Source organism: Bradyrhizobium sp. NBAIM01, assembly GCF_020194115.1.
Lineage (GTDB): Bacteria > Pseudomonadota > Alphaproteobacteria > Rhizobiales > Xanthobacteraceae > Bradyrhizobium > Bradyrhizobium yuanmingense.
In genome coordinates, this window is sequence record NZ_JADYVU010000008.1 from 311,039 (window position 1) to 333,100 (window position 22,062).

The 22,062-nt window shown below is 65.6% G+C and carries 23 protein-coding genes; 6 read left to right on the forward strand and 17 right to left on the reverse strand.

What is annotated here, in order from left to right; translation table 11 throughout:
* The first annotated feature begins 117 nt into the window (after positions 1-117).
* Entirely contained in the window at positions 118-1,194 is a 1,077-nt protein-coding gene (locus I6F31_RS25520; RefSeq protein WP_225146005.1) for a Cj0069 family protein, read from the forward strand.
* Positions 1,195-1,325: 131 nt separating this feature from the next.
* Positions 1,326-1,733 (forward strand): GFA family protein, encoded by a 408-nt coding sequence (locus I6F31_RS25525; RefSeq protein ID WP_225144040.1) that lies wholly within the window; start codon positions 1,326-1,328, stop codon positions 1,731-1,733.
* A 309-nt stretch (positions 1,734-2,042) separates the two neighbouring features.
* Here I6F31_RS25525 and I6F31_RS25530 read toward each other — a convergent pair whose 3' ends face one another.
* From I6F31_RS25530 to I6F31_RS25570, 9 genes are all read right to left on the reverse strand, one after another.
* Positions 2,043-2,522 carry a DUF411 domain-containing protein gene (locus tag I6F31_RS25530; protein WP_109144386.1) on the reverse strand — a complete coding sequence of 160 codons (480 nt, stop codon included), beginning with the start codon at positions 2,520-2,522 and terminating at the stop codon, positions 2,043-2,045.
* 73 nt (positions 2,523-2,595) lie between these two features.
* A complete protein-coding gene (locus tag I6F31_RS25535) occupies positions 2,596-5,787 on the reverse strand; it encodes an efflux RND transporter permease subunit (protein WP_225146006.1) in 3,192 nt (1,063 codons plus the stop codon).
* Positions 5,784-7,202 (reverse strand): efflux RND transporter periplasmic adaptor subunit, encoded by a 1,419-nt coding sequence (locus tag I6F31_RS25540; RefSeq protein ID WP_225146007.1) that lies wholly within the window; start codon positions 7,200-7,202, stop codon positions 5,784-5,786. Before I6F31_RS25540 ends, I6F31_RS25535 begins: the two co-directional genes overlap by 4 nt.
* Positions 7,203-7,282: 80 nt before the next feature.
* Positions 7,283-7,675, reverse strand: coding sequence for a FixH family protein (locus I6F31_RS25545; protein WP_109144389.1), 393 nt, complete (start codon positions 7,673-7,675; stop codon positions 7,283-7,285).
* A gap of 93 nt (positions 7,676-7,768) precedes the next feature.
* Positions 7,769-8,131: a hypothetical protein gene (locus I6F31_RS25550; protein ID WP_036005883.1), complete on the reverse strand. Its 363-nt coding sequence runs from the start codon at positions 8,129-8,131 to the stop codon at positions 7,769-7,771.
* 141 nt (positions 8,132-8,272) lie between these two features.
* Positions 8,273-9,460, reverse strand: coding sequence for an MFS transporter (locus I6F31_RS25555; protein WP_225186317.1), 1,188 nt, complete (start codon positions 9,458-9,460; stop codon positions 8,273-8,275).
* Between the two features lie 60 nt (positions 9,461-9,520).
* Positions 9,521-10,708 carry an MFS transporter gene (locus I6F31_RS25560; protein WP_225186299.1) on the reverse strand — a complete coding sequence of 396 codons (1,188 nt, stop codon included), beginning with the start codon at positions 10,706-10,708 and terminating at the stop codon, positions 9,521-9,523.
* Positions 10,693-12,054 (reverse strand): NAD(P)-binding domain-containing protein, encoded by a 1,362-nt coding sequence (locus tag I6F31_RS25565; protein ID WP_225186300.1) that lies wholly within the window; start codon positions 12,052-12,054, stop codon positions 10,693-10,695. The genes I6F31_RS25560 and I6F31_RS25565 overlap by 16 nt, the downstream gene beginning before the upstream one ends.
* Positions 12,055-12,102: 48 nt before the next feature.
* Positions 12,103-12,420: a metalloregulator ArsR/SmtB family transcription factor gene (locus tag I6F31_RS25570; protein WP_225155746.1), complete on the reverse strand. Its 318-nt coding sequence runs from the start codon at positions 12,418-12,420 to the stop codon at positions 12,103-12,105.
* Between the two features lie 130 nt (positions 12,421-12,550).
* Between I6F31_RS25570 and I6F31_RS25575 the strand changes: the two genes are divergently transcribed.
* From I6F31_RS25575 to arsC, 3 genes are read left to right on the forward strand one after another with little or no spacing between them, the layout of a single operon-like run.
* Positions 12,551-12,910 (forward strand): metalloregulator ArsR/SmtB family transcription factor, encoded by a 360-nt coding sequence (locus I6F31_RS25575; RefSeq protein WP_036005887.1) that lies wholly within the window; start codon positions 12,551-12,553, stop codon positions 12,908-12,910.
* Positions 12,910-13,611 carry an MIP/aquaporin family protein gene (locus I6F31_RS25580; protein ID WP_036005890.1) on the forward strand — a complete coding sequence of 234 codons (702 nt, stop codon included), beginning with the start codon at positions 12,910-12,912 and terminating at the stop codon, positions 13,609-13,611. Before I6F31_RS25575 ends, I6F31_RS25580 begins: the two co-directional genes overlap by 1 nt.
* Complete coding sequence (gene arsC / locus I6F31_RS25585) at positions 13,608-14,009, forward strand: arsenate reductase (glutaredoxin) (RefSeq protein ID WP_225186301.1); 402 nt, start codon at positions 13,608-13,610, stop codon at positions 14,007-14,009. Before I6F31_RS25580 ends, arsC begins: the two co-directional genes overlap by 4 nt.
* A gap of 31 nt (positions 14,010-14,040) precedes the next feature.
* On the opposite strand, the gene I6F31_RS25590 is transcribed toward arsC, so the two are convergent.
* The 6 genes from I6F31_RS25590 to I6F31_RS25615 form a co-directional block, all read right to left on the reverse strand.
* On the reverse strand, positions 14,041-14,805 hold the full coding sequence (locus tag I6F31_RS25590; RefSeq protein WP_225186302.1) for a hypothetical protein: 765 nt from the start codon (positions 14,803-14,805) through the stop codon (positions 14,041-14,043).
* A gap of 2 nt (positions 14,806-14,807) precedes the next feature.
* On the reverse strand, positions 14,808-15,017 hold the full coding sequence (locus I6F31_RS25595; protein ID WP_036005954.1) for a hypothetical protein: 210 nt from the start codon (positions 15,015-15,017) through the stop codon (positions 14,808-14,810).
* A gap of 8 nt (positions 15,018-15,025) precedes the next feature.
* Entirely contained in the window at positions 15,026-15,469 is a 444-nt protein-coding gene (locus I6F31_RS25600; RefSeq protein ID WP_036042948.1) for a hypothetical protein, read from the reverse strand.
* Positions 15,470-15,493: 24 nt separating this feature from the next.
* On the reverse strand, positions 15,494-18,895 hold the full coding sequence (locus I6F31_RS25605) for a CHAT domain-containing protein (protein WP_225186303.1): 3,402 nt from the start codon (positions 18,893-18,895) through the stop codon (positions 15,494-15,496).
* Between the two features lie 212 nt (positions 18,896-19,107).
* The gene (locus I6F31_RS25610) at positions 19,108-19,869 is read right to left on the reverse strand and encodes a hypothetical protein (RefSeq protein ID WP_225186304.1); all 762 of its coding nucleotides are present in this window, start codon (positions 19,867-19,869) and stop codon (positions 19,108-19,110) included.
* A 16-nt stretch (positions 19,870-19,885) separates the two neighbouring features.
* On the reverse strand, positions 19,886-20,074 hold the full coding sequence (locus tag I6F31_RS25615; RefSeq protein WP_036005903.1) for a hypothetical protein: 189 nt from the start codon (positions 20,072-20,074) through the stop codon (positions 19,886-19,888).
* A gap of 255 nt (positions 20,075-20,329) precedes the next feature.
* Between I6F31_RS25615 and I6F31_RS25620 the strand changes: the two genes are divergently transcribed.
* Positions 20,330-21,304: a DUF2336 domain-containing protein gene (locus I6F31_RS25620; protein WP_225186305.1), complete on the forward strand. Its 975-nt coding sequence runs from the start codon at positions 20,330-20,332 to the stop codon at positions 21,302-21,304.
* Positions 21,305-21,388: 84 nt separating this feature from the next.
* Here the strand turns inward: I6F31_RS25620 and I6F31_RS25625 are convergent, their stop codons facing one another.
* Together I6F31_RS25625 and I6F31_RS25630 are read right to left on the reverse strand one after the other, a co-directional pair.
* Positions 21,389-21,733 (reverse strand): DUF1491 family protein, encoded by a 345-nt coding sequence (locus I6F31_RS25625; protein ID WP_036005907.1) that lies wholly within the window; start codon positions 21,731-21,733, stop codon positions 21,389-21,391.
* A 46-nt stretch (positions 21,734-21,779) separates the two neighbouring features.
* Positions 21,780-21,992: a hypothetical protein gene (locus tag I6F31_RS25630; RefSeq protein WP_024339804.1), complete on the reverse strand. Its 213-nt coding sequence runs from the start codon at positions 21,990-21,992 to the stop codon at positions 21,780-21,782.
* Positions 21,993-22,062: the final 70 nt, after the last annotated feature.

Consider the following 22,062-nt stretch of genomic DNA (forward strand, 5'->3'; position numbering starts at 1 on the left):
CGCCATCTTGAAACGACGAGGCGGTTTCACATACATTGTCGGCGTGGGGACGATGCAGACTCCCCGTGAGACCCAGGTCCAAGCTCTGCGCAGCACGCAACTACGTGGAGCTTGCGCATGGACACCGACCGTCACCCCTCTCCCCTCCGAACCATCGCCATCCTTTCGCGCGGCGACGTTGCCGCGCGGCGCGAGGCAACGGCGCAGAACAGCCGCTTCGTCCGCGTCTTCGAAGCGCTCGCCGCCGCGGGCATCGACGCCTTCCCAGTGATCTATGACGAGAGCTTTGCGGGCGCGGTCCGCGACCAATTGCTTGCAGCCGACGGCGTGCTGGTCTGGGTCGATCCGATCCACCAGGGCAAGACCCGCGCCGAGCTCGACGCCCTGCTGCGCGACGTCGCGGCGCAAGGGCCATGGGTGAGCGCGCATCCGGACATCATTCTGAAGATGGGCGTCAAGGAGGTGCTCTACCGGACACGGCATCTGGGCTGGGGCGCCGACACGCACCGCTATGACACCGCCACAAGCTTCCGCAGCCAGTTTCCGGCGCGCCTTCGTGCCAGCGGCCCGCGCGTGCTGAAGCAGAACCGCGGCAATGGCGGCCAGGGGGTCTGGAAGGTTGAGGCCCTGCCCGATACCGAAGGCATGGTTCGTGTGCTGCATGCGCAGCGCGGCAGCACGCCTGAGGACATGCCGATCGATGCGCTGCTCGCACGGTGCGAGCCCTATTTCGGTTGGGGCGGCTGCATCATCGACCAGGCGTTTCAACCGCGCCTGCCCGACGGCATGATCCGCTGCTACATGAGCGGCGCCAAAGTCGCAGGCTTCGGACACCAGAAGATCAAGGCGCTGATCCCGCCGCCGGAGGGACCGGAGGCGCCTGAGGCGCAGCCCGGGCCGCGGATCATGCACGGGCCTGATGCTCCGCCATTCCAGGCGCTGCGAGGAGCGATGGAGGACGAATGGACGCCGCAGATGATGGCAACGCTCGGCATCGATGAGTCGTCATTGCCGGTGATCTGGGATGCGGACTTCCTGTACGGGCCGAAAGATGCGGCCGGCGCAGACACCTACGTGCTCTGCGAGATCAACGCGAGCTCGTGCTTTGCGATCCCCGAGGAGGCGCCGGCTGCGATCGCGCGGACGGTGAAGCAACGGCTGATGCGGATCGAGCGCACACGGGCGCGAACTTAGCCTGGTCGCGCTCGTCGGAAATGGCAGCAGCTGTCAGGCGACAGTAGGACGCAATCTCGAATTGGTTGCGTTGTTGAAGCCAAAAGGCTCGAGAGCTATCGATCCGAAGTCATCTTCGATCGGAGGAACGCATGAGCAAAATCACGGGCGGCTGTCACTGCGGTGCAATCCGCTACGAGGTCGAGGGCGAGGCGATCGTGCACGCGCTTTGCCACTGCCGCGATTGCCGGCTTCACGCCGGGGCTCCGCTCGTCGGCTGGACGATGTACCCCGAGGGCGCGGTCAAGGTGACCAAGGGCGAGCCGAAGGTTTACCGCTCCTCGGAACACGGGCGGCGGCACTTTTGCAGCGCGTGCGGAACCGGGCTGTTCTACGTCAATGCCAACATGCTGCCGGGGGTCATCGACATCCAGAGCGCGACCTACGACGATCCCGAGGCCGTGCCTGCCACGATGCAGATCCAGGTCGCCGAGCGCCTGCGCTGGATGGAGCATGCGCACGAACTGCCGGCCTTCGAGCGCTATCCGCCGCAGCCGTAGTGATGGCCAGACATCGCGCAGCACAGTCGGATGGTCCCTCGCACAGCCCGGAGGCTATCACATACGACTCTGTAGCGCGGCCGGTGCGCACGCCTCGTCCTTCGAGACGGCGCTTACGCGCCTCCTCAGGATGAGGCTGATCGGCATCAGTGCTCGTTGAATCTGCTGCCGCGCACTCCGCCCTCATCCTGAGGAGCCCGCCACAAGCGGGCGTCTCGAAGGATGGTCGCAGGGAAGAGCTCTCAAATGCGATAGCCCCCGCACTGCTCGGTGCATCATTGATGCCGGAATATGTCCAGCGCTCCTTCATCAATCAATCGCCTCCGAGCCGATGAAGCGCATGAACGGCTTCTGACCGTCGGCACCGAACAGCACGACCTCGTAACGCTGCGGCTTGCCGCCTTCCATGCCCGGCGATCCGACCGGCATGCCCGGCACGGCTATTCCCTTCGCGTTTGGACGCTCCGCGAGGAGGCGTCGCACGGCCGCGGCCGGCACGTGCCCCTCGACGACATAACCGGCGACCTCTGCCGTGTGACACGCGACCAGGTTCGAGGGGACGCCGAGACGGGCCCGGATCGGCTCGAGGTCGGGAGTCTCCTCCACCTGGGCGGTAAATCCTGCGTCCCGCAGATGCTGCACCCAGCCGGCGCAGCAGCCGCAGCTCGGATCCCGGTGCACCGTGAGCGCGGCTGCGTCGGATGCTGCCGCGGCGGGCCTTGCAAAAGCTGCCGCGGCCATCAGCCCGACAAGGGACCGGCGGGTCATCAGGTATGCGCGTTGCTTCATCTTCGGCTTCATCTTCGGATTCCTCTTCTGTCACTCCGTCGCCCTGACATATGATCGTGCGTCACGGCTCGCCTCATCCGGCCGGCTCCACGACGCGCAATCTGGCGCCGATCGGCTTGGGCATCTCAGCCGGTTGTTCTCTGTCCTCGCGCGTGGGCGGCAGGCGGACACCCTTCACCAACCCGAAGATCGCCGGGATCACGATCAGCGTCAGCAGCGTCGACGATATCATGCCGCCAATCATCGGCACCGCGATTCGTTGCATGATCTCCGACCCGGTTCCGGTGCTCCACATGATCGGCAGCAGGCCCGCCATGATGGCGACGACCGTCATCATCTTGGGACGGACGCGCTCGACCGCGCCCACCATGATCGCCTCGTGGAGATCCTGCCGGGTGAGGCCCCTGCCCTCGGCGCTGCACGTCGCCTTGATCTCGGCCAGGGCATGCTCGAGATAGATCAGCATCACGACGCCGGTCTCGGCGGCGACGCCGGCAAGCGCGATGAAGCCGACGGCGACGGCGACCGACATGTTGAAGCCGAGCCACCACATCATCCAGATGCCGCCGACCAGCGCGAAGGGCAGCGACAGCATCACGATCAGGGTTTCGGTCATGGCCCTGAAATTCAGGTACAGCAGCAGGAAGATGATCGTCAGCGTCACCGGCACCACGATCTTCAGGCGCGCCGCGGCGCGCTGGAGATATTCGTACTGACCGCTCCAGACCACGTAATATCCTGATGGGAACTGGATGCTGTCAGTCACGGCGCGTTGCGCATCGGCGACGTAGCTGCCGATGTCGCGATCGCGGATGTCGACGTAGACGTAGGTCGCGAGCTGGCCGTTCTCGGTCCGGATCGAGGTCGGCCCGCGTGCCGGCTCGACCTTCGCGACCTCGCCGAGCGGCACCGCGCCGCCTGCGGGCATCGGCACCAGGATATCGCTGGCGATCGCCTTGGGATTGTCGCGCAGGTCGCGCGGATAGCGCATGTTCACCGTGAAGCGCTGCCGCCCCTCCACCGTCGTCGTGACCGTCTGGCCGCCGAGCGCGGCCGCGATGGTGTCCTGAACGTCCTGGATCAGGATGCCATAGCGGGCGAGCGCCTCGCGATCCGGGACGATCTCGAGATAGTAGCCGCCGATGCCGCGCTCGGCATAGGCCGCTGAGGTGCCCGGCACCGTCTTGATCACCCGTTCGACCTGCTTCGCCAGCCGGTCGATCTCGACGAGGTCGGTGCCCATCACCTTGACGCCAACGGGGGTGCGGATGCCGGTGGACAGCATGTCAATGCGCGCCTTGATCGGCATAGTCCAGGCGTTGGAGACGCCCGGAAACTGCAGCGCCTTGTCCATTTCCGCGATCAGGCTGTCGATGGTGACGCCTTCCCGCCAAAGCTCCTTCGGCTTCAGACTGACCACCGTCTCGAACATCTCGGTCGGCGCCGGATCGGTCGCGGTCGCCGCCCGCCCCGCCTTGCCGTAGACCGATTCGACCTCCGGGAACGACTTGATGATGCGGTCCTGCGTCTGCATCAGCTCGGCCGCCTTGGTCACGGAGATACCGGGCAGCGTCGTCGGCATGTAGAGCAGCGTGCCCTCGTTCAGCGTCGGCATGAACTCGGTGCCAAGCTGCCGCGCCGGCCAGATCGTAACGGCGAGCACGACCAGCGAAGCCAGGATCACCGGCGTCTTGGCGCGCAGCACGCCCTTGATGACCGGGCGGTAGATAAAGATCAGGAAGCGGTTGATGACGTTTTTCCTCTCCGGCACGATCCTGCCGCGGACGAAGATCACCATCAGCGCCGGCACCAGCGTGACGGACAACAGGGCCGCGGCCGCCATCGCGAAGGTCTTCGTGAACGCCAGCGGGCTGAACAGCCGCCCCTCCTGCGATTCCAGCGTGAAGATCGGCATGAACGAGACCGTGATGATGAGGAGGCTGAAGAACAGTGCCGGCCCGACCTCGGATGCCGCGTCGATCAGGATCTGGACGCGCGACTGACCGGGCTCGGCGCGCTCAAGGTGCTTGTGCGCGTTCTCGATCATGACGATCGCGGCATCCACCATGGCGCCGATCGCGATCGCGATGCCGCCGAGGCTCATGATGTTGGATCCCAGGCCCAGCAGCTTCATGGCGCCGAACGCCATCAGCACGCCGACCGGCAGCATCAGGATCGCGACCAGCGCGCTGCGGACATGGAGCAGGAACACGATGCAGACGAGCGCGACGACGATACTCTCCTCGAACAGCGTGTGCTTGAGCGTGTCGATCGCCGAATAGATCAGGCCCGAGCGGTCGTAGACCGGGACGATCTCGACCGATTTCGGCAGGCTGCTCGCAATCTCCTTGAAACGCTTCCTGACGTTTTCGATGACGTCGAGCGCGTTGACGCCGAAGCGCTGCAGCACGATGCCGCTTGCGACCTCGCCCTCGCCGTTCAGCTCCGCAATGCCGCGCCGCTCGTCGGGTCCGAGCTCGACATTGGCGACGTCCCGCAGCAGCACCGGCGTGCCGTTGCTGGTCTTCAGGACGATGTTGCCGAGATCGTTGATGCTCTTGATGTAGCCCTTGCCGCGAATGACGTATTCGAACTCCGACAGCTCGACCGTGCGGCCGCCGACGTCGGCATTGCTGGCACGGATCGCCTCCCGGATCTTCTGCATGCTGATGCCGCGGTCGCGCATGCGCTGCGGGTCGAGCACCACGTTGTACTGCTTGACGAAGCCGCCGATGCTGGCGACCTCGGCCACGCCTTCGGCCTTGGCGAGCGCGAATTTCAGATTCCAGTCCTGGATCGTGCGCGTGTCGGCGAGGTTCAATTCTTTCGACATCACGGCGTATTGATAGACCCAGCCGACGCCGGTCGCATCGGGCCCGATGGTCGGGGTGACGCCGACGGGAAGCCGAGACGTGGCGCCGTTCAGGAACTCCATCACGCGCGAGCGCGCCCAATAGATGTCGGTGCCGTCCTCGAAGATCACGTAGACGAACGACACGCCGAAGAAGGAGAAGCCGCGCACCACCTTCGATTTCGGCACGGTCAGCATCGCCGTCGTCAAGGGATAGGTGACCTGGTCCTCGATCACCTGCGGCGCCTGGCCGGGATATTCGGTGTAGACGATGACCTGGGTGTCCGAGAGGTCGGGGATCGCATCCAGCGGCAGATGAAGCAGCGCGTAGAAGCCGGCGGCCGCCGCAAAGCCGGTGCCGAACAGCACCAGCAGCAGGTTGCGCGCCGACCAGGCGATGATGCGGGCGATCATTTGTGCTCTCCCGTCGCATGGCCGCCGTCGGCGGCTTGAGGCGCAGCCTCGGCAAAGCCTTTCAGCGCGGCCTTCAAATTGCTTTCCGCATCGATCAGGAAGTTGGCGGATGTGACCACCGCTTCGCCTTCGGCAAGGCCGTCGCGCACCTCGATAAAGCCGCCGCCGCGCCGGCCGAGCTTCACCTCCCGCGGCTCGAAGCGCCCGTCCCCCTTGTCGACGAGGACGGCCTGCCGCGTGCCGGTGTCGAGCACCGCGCTGTCCTGGATCGCCAGGACAAGCGCGCTATCGGCCGTGTCGACGTCGGCATCGACATACATGTCCGGCAGCAGCAACGCTTCGGGATTGGCGAGCTCGATGCGGACGCGAACCGTCCGGGTTTCGCGGTTCACCTGCGGATAGATCACCGCGATCTTGCCGGTGAAGCTTCGGCCGGGGAAGCTGCGCGCGCGCACCGCGACAGACTGCCCGACCGCGATGTTGCCGAGATCGCGCTCGGCGACGTCGACCAGCGCCCAGACCAGCGAGGTGTCGGCGATGCGGAACAGCACGTCGCCGGGATTGGCGCGCATGCCTTCGATCGCGTTGCGCTCGAGCACGATCCCGTCGCGCGGCGCCGACCAATGGATGGTGACGGGCGCGACACGCGTTCTCTCCATCTCGGCGATCACCCGCTCGGGGACGTCGAGATTGATCAGCCGTTGCCGCGAGCCGCGGCCGTAGATCTCGACCCCGCCGACGGTCTTGGAGGTGATGGTCGCGAGATAGTCGGCCGCCGCGGAGGCGACCGCCGAGCTGTAGATCTCCATCAGCGGCTGGCCCGCCTTGACGCGGGAGCCGGTGGTGACGTCCGCGATCTTCTGCACGAAGCTCTCGGCCCGCATCGCGATCACCGAGACGCGGCGCTCGTCTAGTTGGATCGTACCGGGCGCCTTGACCAGGACCTGGACCGATCGCCGCGCCACCGGCTCGGACTTCACGCCGCTGCGCTGGATCTTGCCGGGCGACAGTTTCACCGTGCCGTCATCGGCGTCGTCGCCTTCGTAGACGGGGATATAGTTCATCCCCATCGGGTCCTTCTTCGGCACCGGCGAGGTGTCGGGCAACCCCATCGGATTGCGGTAATAGAGGATTTTTCGCGATGAAGCCGCCTGCGGCTTCGGCTCTGCCTGGGCGGCCTTGTCGTCATCGTAGACCGGCAGATAGTCCCGCCCGCGGTCGTCCTTCTTTGGCCCGGCGGACCAAAGCGGCGCGCCGCTCGGATCGCGATAGTAGAGCGGAGTCCGGTCCGCTGGCGCTGCAGCCGGGGTCACCTCGGCATGGACCGACCAGCGCCCTTCGTTCGAGAACCAGTACGCGCCAAGGGCGAGGCCACTGCCGAGCGCGAGAGTCGTCAAGAGACGCAACGTCTTCATGGTTGTTTCGCGCGCTCGGAGCGCGCGTCCATGTGAATGGGAAAGAGAAGTTCGGGCACCGTCCGACGGCGCCCGAAAGCTCACTTGATCGCCTTGACGATGACCTTGCCGGTGACCGTCTCAGGCTCGCCCTGCACCTTCGCCGAGAGCGTGACCTGATAGCGGCCGGCCATCGGCAGGTCCGTCCTGAAGGCGTAGACGCCCGGCTCCTTGGAGGGCAGTGGCGCGACCGCCGATTCCATCTCGGCCATGCCGTCCGGAGCCATGTCGACGCGCGTCTTGAAGATGACGGCATCAAGCACCGGCTTGCCGGTCTGCTTGTTGGTCAGGCGAACGGCGAGCGTGACGTCGTCGCCCTTCTTCATCTCGGGATTGACCGGCTCGAAAGCGTAATCGCCGGCACCCGCCAAGGCGACTGAAGCGGCGAGCGAAAGGGTGGCGGCAACAGCCGCGGTGCTGAACTTGGAAAGCATTGTCCTGTCCTCATGAATTGATCTCGACCGCGACGCATGAATGCGCACATCAGTCATCGCCGCGCGGGGCGTGCCCGCGCGCGTCTTGAGAGATCAGATTCGAGGAGGCCGGAAGGGAGGACTGCCGCCGCGCGAGTCGACGACCTGATCGGCAGGAATAGCGGTTTCCGCTGCCGCGACGGCAAGGAATTCGAACGCCAGGGGACGAATGTCTGCCAGTGCGACGGTGCCGCCGACACAGCAGAAGCCCATCCCGCATTGGTAGCCGGTGTCGGAGCCCGTTCCCTTCATGTCGGGACAACAATCGTGCACCGACATATCGTCGTCGCCGCCGACCTGCATGGCCGCCTTCATGTCACCCGACGACATCGCGACGCCGGAAGCGGACGCGCCAGCCGGCAGCATCGCCAGGGAGATGGCGATGGCGAATGCCAGGATGGTCCGAACGATCCGCATGAAACGTGCTTTTAACCTTTTGGAACCGCAACGCAGCCTCAGTAGCATAGTCTGCGGCCGAAAGCATTCTTTGATCAAAGTCAAGCATTCGTGACCAAGGCTCCGAGGCCTGTTAGGCCGATCGCCCGCATCCTGCCTCGCCTATTGCGACTTCGATACCAGCTCGTCGGACCGAGCCGTCCGCGACCATAGCAAGGCGAGCGGGCCGAGCGCGATCCCGGCCGCGAGCACGATGAAGGCCAGCAACCAGCCCTCTGCACTCTGGGGGCCGCCAGCGGCATCGAGGGCAACCCCGGTTCCCCAGGCTCCGATCGCCGATAGGCCGAACCCGACGGTCGAATGCAGGGCGAGAGTCGCCCCGCGATGCTCCGAGACAGCCGCGGCCGACATCCCGGCTGTCAATGCACCGGAATCCGCTGGCACTGTCAGGCCATAGATCATCAGCAGCAGCGCCAGCACCCATGCCGGAGCCGTCGCATTCAAGCCGATGATGAGGGCAACGCAAGCCGAGGCGATCATCACCACCGTGATCGCCCGATGTCGCCCGAATTTCAGTGCGGCCTCGTTGCCGAGGATGCTGGCCGGCATGGAGATCACTGCAAAGCAGAAGCTCATCAGGACCGGGCTCAGCCATGAGGGCGCACCCTGATGCGCGACGACGTAGGTCCAGAACCCGACCAGCCAGGTGCGAATGCCGTAGAGCTCGAAGCAGTGCGCGCCGTAGCCGAAGATGTAACCGAGCGCCTCCCGGTTGGCGAAGACGGGCGCAAAGTTCAAAAGGCGTCCTGATCTTGGAACGGGACTGCGGCTCTCGATCAAGAGACACGTGACCACCATCGCGATGGGACCGATGCCGGTCACGTAGAACGCGGTCCGCCATCCCCAGCCGTCGGCGAGGACTTGGGCGATCAGGAACGACAGGCCGACGCCCACCGAGAAGCTCGACGTGTAGAGCGTGACCGCCCGCGAGGTGTCGCCGGCGGGCAACCGGTCGGTCAGTGCCTTGAGCCCCGGCATGTAGGCACCGGCAAAACCAAGGCCGGCCAGCGACCAGATGATGGTCCCCGACCAGAAGCCTTGCGCGAAGATGCCAAAGGCGACGGTCGCAAGTCCGCTGACGACAGAGCCGCCGAGGAGCACGAGCCGTGCGTCGATGCGATCGGTCAGTGTCGTCAGCACGGGCACCGCCAGCATGTAGCCAAACGCGTAGCCGCTCGCCATCATCCCGCCCTCGGCGGCGGACAATCCCCACACCGGCATCAGATGCTGGGCCAAATTCGCGGACAAGGTCACGTGCGGCAGCAGATTGCCGAGCTGGCCGATACACATCACCGCAATCAGCGGCCAGCCGCGCAAGCTACGAATGTTCTCCTCCCATCGGACAGCGACTCATGTCGTCTGATCCCCACGAAGCAGCAGAAGCGCGAAGAATGCAGAGACCGAGGCCAGCGCGCCGATCCAGAGCGCGCTGCTGCCGAGATGCTCCACCATCAGTCCCAGCGCAAGCGGCGCGAAGGCGCCCGTTGCCCTCGAAGGCAGCGAAATCATCCCGACCCTTCTGCCGAACCCGACCGGCCCAAACAGCGCCAACGGCAGCGTACCACGGGCAATGGTGATGATGCCGTTGCCCGCGCCATACAGCACCGTGAAGAGCGGTGCGAGCAAAGGGCCGCCTGCAACCAGCGCAAGCACCCCGATCGGATTCATGAGCATGGCGAGCCGCGCCGACAGCAGCGGATGAAACCGGCCAAGCCATCCTGCTTCCAGAAGGCGGGCGCCGACTTGCGCCGGTCCGACCAGTGCTCCCGCCAGCAACGCCTGTGCTGGCGTGGCACCGAACGCAACCAGCATGGTGGGCAGGATGGCCGAGACTCCAGAGCTGACGAAACTCGCGGCCGCAAACATGTACGCCAGCAATATCATTGCGAAGGTTTCGCTCTGACCGCCGGGTTGCTGGCTTGCGCCCGTGCTCGGTCCAGCCTCCTGATGCAACGGAGCGGCACGGGGCAGCGCAAGGTTGAGCGGCAAGGCAAGGCCGATGTGGATCACCGCCCAAAGCTGGCAGGCCGCGCGCCAGCCGTACTCCGTGGCGAGCCATGTCGTGAGAGGCCAGCCGAGTGTGCTGGCGAAACCGGCGATCAGGGTGATGCCGGTGATCGTTCGTCGCGCATTGGCGCCGTAAATGCGCGCAAGCGTCGCGAACGCGGCTTCATAGAGGCCCATGCCCATGCCGATGCCGAGCAGGATCCAGGCTGCGATCAGCACCGCTACGCCATAGGCCGCGGACAGCAGCAGCAAGCCAGCCGCGAAAACGAGGTTCGAGACGGCAAGCATGCTGCGCCCACCGAACGTATCGATGGCGTGCCCAACCCTCGGACCAAGCAGGCCGGAGATGACGAGCGCTCCCGACAACGCGCCGAACACGTAAGTCGGCGCAAGACCGAGATCGCCCGCGATCGGCGCGGCCAGGATCGCAGGAAGATAGTAGCTCGACGCCCACGCGATGGTCTGCGCGGTGCCGAGCGCGATGACGACGGTGAGCGGGCCCGCAGTGCCTCGGCTCATGAGCAGCCGCACCCCGCACCGCCTGCCTTCTTGGCGGATTCATCGGCGGCACAGCAGGCCGAAGGTTCGGCCTTGGCCGGGCCGCCGCAACATCCCGCTGCGGCGGCGGACTCCACGCCGGCGCGTGTGCAGACGCCGGTCTCCGGGAGCACGAGCTCGACCCGTGCCGCGGCCTTCTTGTCGCCGGCGATGTCGGCGGCGATCGATCGGACCTGCTCGTATCCCGTCATCATCAAGAAGGTCGGCGCACGTCCGTAGGATTTCATGCCGGCGAGATAAAAGCCCGGCTCATCATGCGCCAGCTCGCGCGCGCCGTGAGGCCGCACCGTTCCGCAGCTATGCTCGTTGGGGTCGATGAGCGGCGCGAGCGCGAGGGGCGCCTCGATCGCCGGATCGAGCCGCAGCCGCAGCTCGGACAGAAACGAGAGATCAGGCCGGAAGCCGGTCGACACCACCAGCTCATCCGCAATCACACTCCGCGCAGCCGAGCCGGCGCCTGCCGAAATCCTGAGGCGGCCTTCGATCTCCGAAATGTGAGTGACAGCGAAGCCGGTCTCGACCGCGATCTTTCCGGCAGTCACGAGCGCGGCGAAGGCTGAGCCCAGCTCGCCGCGCGCGGCAAGCTTGTCGTTGCGGCCGCCGCCAAAGGCCTTTGCCGGATCGTCCCCGCGCAACAGCCAAACGGGCCTGGTGCCGGGCGCCCACTCGGCGAGCTGCGCGAGATCAATCAGCGTGCCCAGCGCGGAATGGCCCGCACCGAGCACGGCGACGGTCTTACCGACGTATCTGCTGCGAGCGGAGCCGCGCACAGCCGGCATGCCATAGGCGATGCGGCCGGCGCATTCGCGTTCGCCGAGCGCCGGCAGACCGTTGCTGCCGGCGGGATTGGGCGAGAACCACGTGCCGGAGACGTCGATGACGGCATCGGCGCGCAGCACTTCGTCGCCTTTGCCGTTCTGGTAGCGGATTTCGAACGGCGCCTGGTCCCGCCCCTTCGTCTTCGCCTTGTCGAAGCCGGCGCGGCTGATCGCCGTGACGCGGCTCGAGGTCCGGATCGTCTCGCGCAGCGGCGTTCGCGTGGCCAGCGGCGCGAGATAGCGCTCGATCAGCTCGCCGCCGGTGGGATAGGAGCTTGGGTCCGGCGAATTCCATCCCGTCGGCGCAAGCAGGCGCGCTGCGGCCTTGTCGACATTGTATTCCCACGGCGAGAAGAGCTGGACGTGCTGCCATTGCCGCACGGCATGCCCGGCCTCGGGCCCGGCTTCGAGCACGACAGGGGACATGCCGCGTTCGCGCACATGAGCGGCGGCCGCGAGGCCGACTGGCCCCGCCCCGATGATGGCTACCGTCTTGTCCATTCCGAATCCTCCATCTTTCTAGAATTATGGAATAACTGGCCAAATCAATCAGGCTGCGGTCTGCGCAGCCTTGCATCCCGCTTCTTCCGCACAGCACTCCGCGGCCAGGAAATCGACCAGCCCGCGCATGGCGTCGAAATTGGCGCGGCAGATCAGGGTGGTCGATTCCCTGCTCTGACTGACCAATCCGACCGAGACCAGCGTCTTGATGTGGTGCGACAACGTCGAGGCCGGAATCTTCAGCTTGTCCTGCAGGCGACCGACCGGCATGCCCGCGTGCCCGGCCCGGACCAGCGCGCGATAAATCTGCAGGCGGGTCCGATTTCCGAGGGCTTCCAGGCGTGCTGCTGCGTCGTCGATCTTCATGCGCGACATGATGCGCCCGTGCGCATCAATCGTCAAACCATATTTCTAGAATATTGGAAATTACCGCTCACTCCATGGACCGGAGGTTTCCAGATTGACTTGACCCCTATAATTCCATAAATCTGGATATATGGAAACAGAGCAAGCCGTCCTGGCGCTCGCCGCGCTGTCTCAACCGACCCGTCTGGAGGCGTTCCGGACGCTGGTCAGGCACGAGCCTGACGGTCTTGCGGCCGGCGATCTCGCCCGCCTGTTGGAAGTCCCGCAAAACACGCTGTCGGCGCATCTGTCGATTCTGAGCCGCGCCCGCCTCGTGTCCTCCGAGCGGCACAGTCGCTCGATCGTCTACCGCGCCAATCTCGGCGAATTCCGCGACGTCGCGCTCTTCCTGCTGCGCGATTGCTGCGGCGGACGGCCGGAGGTTTGCGAGCCCGTCGTCGAGACCTTGCAATCGTGCTGCTCGCCAAAACGAAAGGAGCGAGCCGGCTGATGGACAGTTTCGATCTCCCGCGGCGCCTCGCGGCTGAAGCGCTCGGCACGGGTATTCTCGTCGCCACCGTGGTCGGCTCCGGCATCATGGCGGAAACGCTGACCAAGGACGTCGCCCTTGCGCTGCTCTGCAACACCTTGCCGACCGGGGCCATCCTGGTTGTCCTGATCACGGTGCTCGGTCCGATCTCCGGCGCCCATTTCAATCCCGCAGTGACGCTCGTCTTCACCGGCAAGCGCGAGCTGCCGGTCAACGAGGCCGCGCTTTACGTGATCGCGCAGATCGCTGGCGGCATCGCGGGAACGCTGGCGGCGCATCTAATGTTCGGCCTGCCGCTGCTCGACCTCTCGACCAAGGTCCGAACCGGAGGGCCGCAATGGTTCGCCGAAGCGGTCGCTGCCTTCGGGCTGGTCGCGACGATCCTGGCCGGCATCCGGTTTCAGCGGACGGCCATCCCCTGGCTGGTGGGCCTTTACATCACGGCCGCCTATTGGTTCACGGCTTCCACGTCGTTTGCCAACCCTGCGGTGGCCATCGCAAGGTCGCTGACGAACACGTTCGCCGGCATTCGCCCCGCTGACCTGCCCGGATTCATCCTCGCGGAACTCTGCGGCGCCTTCGCGGGCATGCTGCTGATGAACTGGTTGCTCGGCCGCTCACGCGCGTCCGCCTCGGTCGCAATCACGGAGACAGTTCGATGACCGTCACGATCTATCACAATCCCACCTGTGGCACCTCGCGCAACACGCTGGCGATGATCCGGCAGAGCGGCGTCGAGCCTGATGTCATCGAATATCTGAAGACTCCGCCCTCGCGGGACAAGCTCAAGGAACTGATCGCGAGCATGGGCATTCCGGTCCGCGCGCTGCTGCGCGAGAAGGGAACGCCTTACAAGGAGCTCGGCCTGGACGACCCCAAATGGAGCGATGAGCAGCTCCTCGATGTCATGATCGCCCACCCTATCCTCATCAACCGGCCGATCGTGGTGACGCCAAAGGGCACGCGCTTGTGCCGGCCGTCGGAAGCCGTGGTCGATCTCCTGGACAATCCGGTTGGCCGGTTCGTGAAAGAGGACGGCGAAGTGGTGGAAGCGCGCTAGGCTGCAAGCGCGCCTGCGAAGGTGCAGTGAGCTATCCCAGCAAGCCCTTCAACCCCGCATAGATCGAGCCGATACCGGTCGCAGCAACGCCCGCGAGCGGCCCGACGGTCTGCATGAGATCCTGAATCAAGCGGGCACGACGGCGCAGCTGTTCCTCGCCGACATGCTGTCCGAGCAGCCGCGCCACCCTGAATGCGAAAGCGTTCGGCTTGCCTCCCTGCGTCAGCACACGCGGCAGGATCTGGAAGATCACGACGCTGAGAATGTTGCCCGAGACGAAGGCGAGCAGGATGCTCGCGCCATACTCGAACACCTCCCGCCATTCGATCCAGACCGCCGGAAGGATCGGAACGTCATCGTGAATTCCGGTGATCGTCAGCATCGCCAGGATGCTGACACAAGCGGCGAGAAACGCGAGCACCAATGCCGTGAGGACGTAGACCCTGTGCAGCGGATAAGCAACGAATCCGAACAAGAGCGGTACGGCGATCGACGCGATCCGAAGCGGGATCGGCGACAGGTTGAAGGTGATGGTCACGAGCACATGCGCGATCACCAGCAGCAGGGATGGGATCGCGACATAAAGCACCGCATGCGTTCCGTAATAGCGCAACGGATTGTTGTAGCGCTCCAGACGGACGTTGACGCGATCGAGATCCCGCCTGAGCTTGTCCAGCTCGGCAACGATCTCGTCGATCTCGAGGAGCGTCGGTCGCACGACGCGCAAGTCGCGCGAACAATGCTTGCACGCGATGGCTTCGTCCTTGATCGTCTCGGCGCAGAACGGACATTCCATCGCTAGCGCGACTTCCCTCGCCTCATAATGGCTTCGATCTCGCCTCTGGCCCGCTTCAGTTCATCGCGCAGATCCTCGCGCTTGCGCAAGAGATCGTCGCGCTCGGCAAGCAGCGTGGCCGGAACGGCGATGTCGCGCCCGCACGAGGCGCAGACCAGCGCACCCTCGGCATTTTCCGACCGGCAGTAGAGGCACGCCACTTGCGAGTTCACCTGCGAGCTCACTTGGGCGCTACCTTCAGGGTGAAGACGGTCGTACCCGGCCGGCCATCGCTGTCCTTGATGTCGACACGCATCGTGTACTCGCCCGGCGGCAACTCCGCATCCTGCATGTTGATGCCGTCTGGCTGCACGAAGGGCTTGACCCGAGGCGTCAGGTCGACGTTCGGCGTTCGGAGGAAGATCACCTTGACCGATTCCGGATCGATCTTGGCCCCGCCGTAGGACTGGAATTTCAACACCAGTCGCAGAGGAGAATTCGCGGGAGCGCCCGGCGAGACGAACTCGATTTTCGGGCCGCGCATGATGCCGCGCTGATCGACGGCGACCGCGCCCTTGGGAGGCGGCAGCTTGGCCTCCTCTTCCGTGATCAATGGCGCGGCGCGCGAGGATCCCGCGGCCAACAGACCCGCAACCACCAGAGCCAGTAGAGCATTCCGCTTCATTTTCCTTGCCCCCTTTCCCATTCGTCAACGCAAGCCGCCATCGCCGATGATCGTGTAAGGCGCCCAGAACAGCGGATGCGCATAGGCAAACTCGGTCTTGCCCTCGCTGTTGAGATAGCCGGGACCATCGACAAGAGCCATCGTCGCCTGGCGCAGCGCTTCGCTGCGCGACAGCTTGGGATCGTCGGCCTGTCGCTTGAACAGGTCCGTCACCAATTGCCGCGCCGACTGGGAGTGCACCGACCAGTTCGTCACCAGCAGGGCGCGCGTGCCGGCGTAGAAGAACGCGCGGCCCAGCCCGGAGGCCGCCTCGGCCCCTGCGCCTGCGCCGGCGCCGGTATTGCAGGCAGACAGCACGACCCATTCCGCATCGAGCTTGAGACCGAGAATCTCTTCCATCGTCAGCAGTCCGTCGCCATCCTCGCCCGTCACCACCGGCGACGACAGAGCGAGTGCCGGCTGCGTCAGTCCGTTGAGTTCGCCCGGGACCAGACCGTGGGTCGCAAAGGCCAGGATCCTGAAGCCGGAGAGGTTCATCGTCTTCACCGCGCTCTCGGTCGCGCTCTTGCCGAGGAACAGCACCTTCGAGGGATCCGCCTGCAAGGCCAGCGCGATCGACTTCAACTCGTCCGCGGTGTCGGGCAAACGGGGCAACAGACCGAGTTCGGCGCTATCGACGCCGTCGAGCTTGGGACTGTTGCGCCGCTTCAGCGGCCCGCCGCGCGTGATGTTGCCGCCGGCATCGGCCAGCTGAATCTTCTCACCTGTGCCTTCCGCCTCGGCGTGCTGATCGCTGTTGAAATAGGGATCGCCGAACGCGACGAGGTCGCCGCGGCCGGGCTTGCCGGGCGGCAACTGCCGCAGCGTGCGCAGCGCCGCCGCCGACGGCACCGTCGACACGGCATGGGTTCGCGCCAGCCACGGCACGTTGCGATAACCGACGAAGAGCGGGTCTTCGTCGGCGGCCACCTCCGCCGGTGCCGTCGGCAACAAGGCGAGCGGCAGCAGGCCCAGCGCACCGTTGGTGACAACGATCAGGTTCTTGGCCGGCTTCCAGCCGCTCTCGACCGGCTTGAGCAGCAGCTCGTACAACTCATGGCCGAGCTTGAGATCGAAGGGCGGAATGTCCGAGATCATCGCGGCCTGCGGCTCGAGCGCTTCACGCAGCTTGCGTATCTTGCTCTCGATGTCGCCGATCCTGGCCTGGACGGCGGCGAATGCCACCGGCCCCGACTTCGGCACGGCCCAGACGAAGCTGCCGTTCTGGCCGAAATAGAACGACAGCATGGCCTCGCCGTCGGTCAGCGTCGCGCGGATCTCGGCGACGCTCGGCGGCCTGGGCGAGACGAGATCGGCATAGATCGGGAATTTCTGCTTGATCTCCTGGCGCGCCTTGTCGCGCTGGCCGCGCAACGCTGCGATCGAGGCCTGTATCTGCTGCACGCCTTTCTCGTCGCGTTCCGCTGCGGGAAGCGCGAGCACGTTGTTAAGCGTACCGAGCTGGGCGTTGACCTGCTTGCTCAGATCCTGCTCTTTCCGCACGAGCTCGGCGAGCGCGGGATCCTTTGCCGCCGCACGCGCACTCGAGGCAGCCAGCGCCTGCTGCACCGAGCGGCCGCGGACGGCATCGGCCAGGCTGAATGTCTCTTCGCCGACATTGGTGCCGCCTCCTTCCACCCTGCCGAGCAGCAGCAGATAGCTCTCGACGATGGTCTGCAGCCGCTGGCTGCGCGCGGCCACCACGGTCGTGTTCTCGTCGTCGGCGTTATCGTTGGCGCTCGCCATCATCACCGGAATGGCGGCCTTGAACTCCCTGATCGCGTCGGCATCGCGGCGGGCGCGCATCAATCCGACCGCCAGCGTGCCGCGTGCCGAGGCGGCGTCGAAATGATTCTCCCCCACCCGCGCGATCTGCCTCTTCACGAGCTGCTCCGCGGCGGCAATGCCGGCGTCCAGCTGCTCGGAATCATAGAGGGACAGGATGCGAGAGGGATTGAGCTCGAACACCTGGCGGCGCTGCGGGTCCCAGCCGGCGACGGCCTTTTCTATCCTCGCAAACATTTCGCCCGCTTCGGCGTTCTGGCGGCGAAGCGTCAGGATGCCCGCAAGCTGCGACAGCAACTGCACCGTCGCCTGCGAATCCTCGGGCACACCCACCGTCTTGTTGATGTCGAGGGCGACACGGCCGAGCTTCTCGGCCTCTTCGTAGCGGCCCTGGTCGACCAAAATGCCCGCCAGCCCCATGACGAAGCGCGGCGTGACCGGATTGTACTTGCCGGTATCCTTCAGGCGCGACAGCAGCGCGCGGCGCGCATCCACCTCGGCCTCGGCCAGCTTGCCCTGCTTCGCCTTCATGCGCGCCTGGCTCAACACGGTGCCATCGATCGCCTGCAGCAGAAGGGTCTCGGCCGGCGCACTGTCCGACGCCATGATGGCCTTCGTGCTTGCGCGCTTGCGCAGCTCGGCGGTGCGATAGGCGGCCTCGGCATCGGCGAACTGTCCGCGTGCCTCGAAGATCGCGGCGCGAGTGAGCTCCAGCTCGCCTTCCCAGCTCTGGCCGAACTTCGCATAGGCCGCACGCCAATTGGGATGGCCGCTGGTGCGGGCCTCCTGGATCGCGGTCTGGGTGCGGCGGAGATAGGCTTCGGCCTGTGCGAGGTCGCCCATCTGGATGAGAACGACCGCGATCCCGCGGTTTGTCACGAACTGAAATCCCTTGGCGCCCGGCATGCTGGCCGATTCGCGCAAAAGTCTCTGCATGATCTCGAGCGCGCGCTTCGGATCGCCCGCGAGCGAGTGTTGCAGGGACTGGAGCTGCAACATGCGCCCCAGCAAATTCGGGCCGACTGCGCCGCGCCCGACCTCCACGGCCTTGTCGGCGTCAGCCATCGCTTCGGCGAGCCGGCCGAGCTGCGCGCGTGCATTGGCGCGATCGAAATAGAGCTGCGCGAGGTCCTGGCGGGACTCCTTGCCCGTGGGCACGGCGTCGGCCTCCGACTTCAATTCCGCGATCATCTTCTCGTTGGGCTTGTCGCCGTCGAGGATCGCCGTGATGTCGGAGATGCTGCGCGGCGGGGCGACGAAATCCTTCGGCAGTGCCGTGCCTGCCTCAAGCTTTGGCGCCGTTTCCTTGGGAAGCTCGACGGCGACATTGGCGCGGCCATTGGCGGCGTTCAGCGCCGCCATTACGCAGGCCCTGACCTGGGGCGAGGCCTTGGCGCGGCAAGCTTCGAGATTGGCGCCGCCAGCGCGCATGCAGGCCTGCACGATCGGCTTGCCGACGCTCATCCGGCAATTCTCGAGCGCTGCTTCCTTGGTCAGCGCGGCTGCGGAGCCAGTCGATCCGAGCAGAATGGCAACTGCCAACAGGCGGCGCGAGGAAATGTCCAGACGGCTCTTGCGCGGATGCGCGGCGTTTAAGCTCATCTCGAAGGACCTTTGGATAAAATGAATTCGAAGAAACGAGGCGATCCTATCCGGCCTGCGCGGAAGGACAAGGGCCATCAATGCGGTTCCCGGAGACCTCGACAGGTCGGGCGGCCACAGGCGACGCACTCCCGTGGAACCGGTCAGGCGGCCCGGGGAATCGGGCCGATCGGCCGCGGGGCGGCCGCGCTCAAAGGGCTGAGGACTCGTGCTTAGCCCTTCGAGACCACCGCGCGACCATAGGGCGGGTGCCCCTGGACCGGCGGATTGGCGGTCTGGGCGGCGAACTCGCCGATCAGGCGATCGGCATCGGCGGCCATGCCGTCGGGGGCCTGGATCACCAGGCGCTCCAGCGCCCAGCGATAGGACGAGATGCGCTGCTCCAGGCATTGCTGCACCCACTGGATGATCAGCGAGTTCTCCTGCATGCGCGCGACCGCGTCGTCCCTCTCCCTCGGCGACAGCGCGGAGACCCGCGCCATGCTGGCATCGCGCTTCCTGTCGAGATCGATGACGCGGATCGCGGATGCGAAGAACGGCTCGAAGCGGGTGATGTCGTTGCGCACGTCCTCGATCAGCTGCGCATAGCGCGAGGAATGCGAGCGGTGCGGCTCGTCGATCAGGGTGCGCCCGTACATGGTGCGGTCGAACACGACCTTCTGCCGCCACGGCGAGGGCAGCGCCTTGTAGTCGCCGAACACGCTCTTCCATGCGGGGCGCGACAGCGGCGGCTCGATCATGGGATAGGCGAGATCGCGAAGCTGGCGCTCTTCGTCGGTGAGCTGGAATTGCGATGGTCTCAGGCCGACGCTGGAGGTGACCTCCGCACCGAGCCAGCGATGCATGTCGTCGCTGCGCATGCTCTCGCGGGTGCGGCCGAAGTCGCCGCCGCTACACGCCGCGAGCGAGGCGCCCAGCAGCGTGAGCAGGACGGCCGATAGGACAGGCCGGATCTGGCGGATGACGTCCGGCATTGCATGAAGCCGGATGTCAGCGGCGGCGACGACGGCGCCCCGGCGCTGTGCCCTGCTCCGGTCCGCGATCGCCGCTGGTTTCGTCCGCCTCGCGCTCGATTCGAATCACGGGAAGGATCAGAACCGTTCCCATGTCCGCGCGCGGAGCGACATCCCCGGACGAGCCCACCCGGCGACCGGCCGGAAATTCGATGATGGTCCCCATGTCAGCTCTCTTCAATTGCCGCGCGACCGAACGCGCCCCAGCAACATGCATTCATTAAGATCAGCTCATGGTTAACGGGGTGTAAACGGGCCGCTTCAACCGTAGCCGCACGGACCGCGCCGCGCCGTCCCGTTGCGGCACGACAACGCCTCAAATTGCAGGGCCGGCTTCACGCCTCGTTTTCCTTAACGAGGCTTTAAACGAAGCTGCGCTAGGCTCGCCCCCAAGTATCTTTCCCGAGTTGCGTACGCCTCCATGACCAAGTCGCTGTTTCCCGGATTCGACGGGCTGATGACCCTGTCCCGTCGCGAAGGTGTCGATGTCCGTCCGACGCTGCTGCGCGTGCTGACCGACCTCTATGTCCAGACGAGCACCCACAGCGACGACGAGCAGCGGCAATTCGTCGAGCTCGCCACGCGGCTGATCGACCAGGTCGACGATGCGACGCGCGCGGCCGTCAAGGCCCGCCTCGCGGTCTATCCGCAGACGCCCGTCCCGATCCTGCAGAAGCTCGGCCTGGTCGCCACCCAGGAAGGCCGCAGGGTTCCACTGGCCCGGGAGATCCCCGCCCCGCCGCGCGCGTCCGCTCCGGCGCGCGTGCCGACCGAGGCCGAGCAACGCATGGCCGCCAACTTGGCGATGCAGCCGAAAGAGGCGGCCGAGATCCACGACATGTTCTTCCGCGCCGGCGCCTCCGAGCGCGCGCTGATCCTGCACAATCTGGCGCAGACCCCGCTGAAAGCCGCCCCCCGTATTCCGACCGTGCGCGCCAAGCGCGCGATCCAGATCCTGGAGATGGCGGCGATCGCGGGCGATATCGAAAGCTTCACCTTCGAGCTCGGCGACAGCCTGATCCTGCCCTCGCGCGTCGCAGCCCAGATCGTCGACGATGCCGGCGGCGAGGCGCTTGCCGTTGCCGCACGCGGGCTCGACATGCCGAGCCCGGTGTTCCAGCGCATTCTCTTGTTCTTCAAGCCGGAGATCGGAACGTCCGTGAACGCCGTGTACCGCCTGTCGCGGCTCTATGACCGTCTCGCCGAGCGATCGGCGCTGGTGATGCTGGCGGCCTGGCGCGGCTCGACGCTCGCGGTCACCCGCGCGAAGTATCAGTCCTCGCTGCATGACGGGGAGCGCCAGCGCGCACGCGCCGGCGCGAGCCAGACGCGGCCGGGCGTGCAGCCCGGCTCGAGCCCGGCGGTGCGGACGGGGACTAATCCGTCGGATCGCTGATTTGCTTACGCCGCCTCAGCGAGCGGCAGCGGTGAGGCACGCAACGAACTCCAACCCCGTCATCGCGAGCAATGACGGTTGAGGCTACGCCTTGGCCAATTCCAGAAAATGCCGGCCCGCGCGATCCTCGGTCTCGACGATCCAGGCATCCGGATCGAAGCGGATTTCCTTGGTCAGCCGCTCCTCGATCGTGTGATCCGGCAGAGGCTGCGGCGCGACAGGGACGAAAAAGCGGTCGACCGGCCGGCCGTCGTCATAGACGGTCTGCGGCGCCGGCGCATACAGCATCGCATGGCCGTCGAGCAGCGACACCTTCACGAACACCGCGCCCGCCTCCTCGGCACCGCGACGCCGCACAGCGCCGAACACGCCCTCGGTCTGGCACCGGCGCAAGTAAGCCGCCACCCAAATATTGGATTTCAAACGCATGAATTCGACGATAGGCCAGTGCGAGGCCTCACGCCAGCTTTACGTCTCACGCCTTGCGCGTGCCGTCCTGACCACCGCGAATCTGCGTTGCGATGAAGTATGACAGCGGCATAGCGAGTGCAAATCCTACCGCCACGGCATAGGGGATGTTCCTGATGGCGTCGGCGGCAAAACTCGGGACCATGAGCACCACGATGAGGCTGATGCCCGCCAGCGTCGTGCCGAGCATGATCCAGACGAGAATCGAGACCTTGAACATGACGACCTCTCTTCCTTGATGAGATGAGCCATCTTGTTCCTGCGGCCGCCGGCCGTCATTGATCCCACTC

Coding starts and splice junctions, on each gene's coding strand:
- I6F31_RS25520 (WP_225146005.1), top strand. CDS start 118: ATGGACACCGACCGTCACCCCTCTCCCCTCCGAACCATCGCCATCCTT.
- I6F31_RS25525 (WP_225144040.1), top strand. CDS start 1,326: ATGAGCAAAATCACGGGCGGCTGTCACTGCGGTGCAATCCGCTACGAG.
- I6F31_RS25530 (WP_109144386.1), bottom strand. CDS start 2,522: ATGAAGCAACGCGCATACCTGATGACCCGCCGGTCCCTTGTCGGGCTG.
- I6F31_RS25535 (WP_225146006.1), bottom strand. CDS start 5,787: ATGATCGCCCGCATCATCGCCTGGTCGGCGCGCAACCTGCTGCTGGTG.
- I6F31_RS25540 (WP_225146007.1), bottom strand. CDS start 7,202: ATGAAGACGTTGCGTCTCTTGACGACTCTCGCGCTCGGCAGTGGCCTC.
- I6F31_RS25545 (WP_109144389.1), bottom strand. CDS start 7,675: ATGCTTTCCAAGTTCAGCACCGCGGCTGTTGCCGCCACCCTTTCGCTC.
- I6F31_RS25550 (WP_036005883.1), bottom strand. CDS start 8,131: ATGCGGATCGTTCGGACCATCCTGGCATTCGCCATCGCCATCTCCCTG.
- I6F31_RS25555 (WP_225186317.1), bottom strand. CDS start 9,460: ATGTGTATCGGCCAGCTCGGCAATCTGCTGCCGCACGTGACCTTGTCC.
- I6F31_RS25565 (WP_225186300.1), bottom strand. CDS start 12,054: ATGGACAAGACGGTAGCCATCATCGGGGCGGGGCCAGTCGGCCTCGCG.
- I6F31_RS25570 (WP_225155746.1), bottom strand. CDS start 12,420: ATGAAGATCGACGACGCAGCAGCACGCCTGGAAGCCCTCGGAAATCGG.
- I6F31_RS25575 (WP_036005887.1), top strand. CDS start 12,551: ATGGAAACAGAGCAAGCCGTCCTGGCGCTCGCCGCGCTGTCTCAACCG.
- I6F31_RS25580 (WP_036005890.1), top strand. CDS start 12,910: ATGGACAGTTTCGATCTCCCGCGGCGCCTCGCGGCTGAAGCGCTCGGC.
- arsC (WP_225186301.1), top strand. CDS start 13,608: ATGACCGTCACGATCTATCACAATCCCACCTGTGGCACCTCGCGCAAC.
- I6F31_RS25590 (WP_225186302.1), bottom strand. CDS start 14,805: ATGGAATGTCCGTTCTGCGCCGAGACGATCAAGGACGAAGCCATCGCG.
- I6F31_RS25600 (WP_036042948.1), bottom strand. CDS start 15,469: ATGAAGCGGAATGCTCTACTGGCTCTGGTGGTTGCGGGTCTGTTGGCC.
- I6F31_RS25605 (WP_225186303.1), bottom strand. CDS start 18,895: ATGAGCTTAAACGCCGCGCATCCGCGCAAGAGCCGTCTGGACATTTCC.
- I6F31_RS25610 (WP_225186304.1), bottom strand. CDS start 19,869: ATGCCGGACGTCATCCGCCAGATCCGGCCTGTCCTATCGGCCGTCCTG.
- I6F31_RS25615 (WP_036005903.1), bottom strand. CDS start 20,074: ATGGGGACCATCATCGAATTTCCGGCCGGTCGCCGGGTGGGCTCGTCC.
- I6F31_RS25620 (WP_225186305.1), top strand. CDS start 20,330: ATGACCAAGTCGCTGTTTCCCGGATTCGACGGGCTGATGACCCTGTCC.
- I6F31_RS25625 (WP_036005907.1), bottom strand. CDS start 21,733: ATGCGTTTGAAATCCAATATTTGGGTGGCGGCTTACTTGCGCCGGTGC.
- I6F31_RS25630 (WP_024339804.1), bottom strand. CDS start 21,992: ATGTTCAAGGTCTCGATTCTCGTCTGGATCATGCTCGGCACGACGCTG.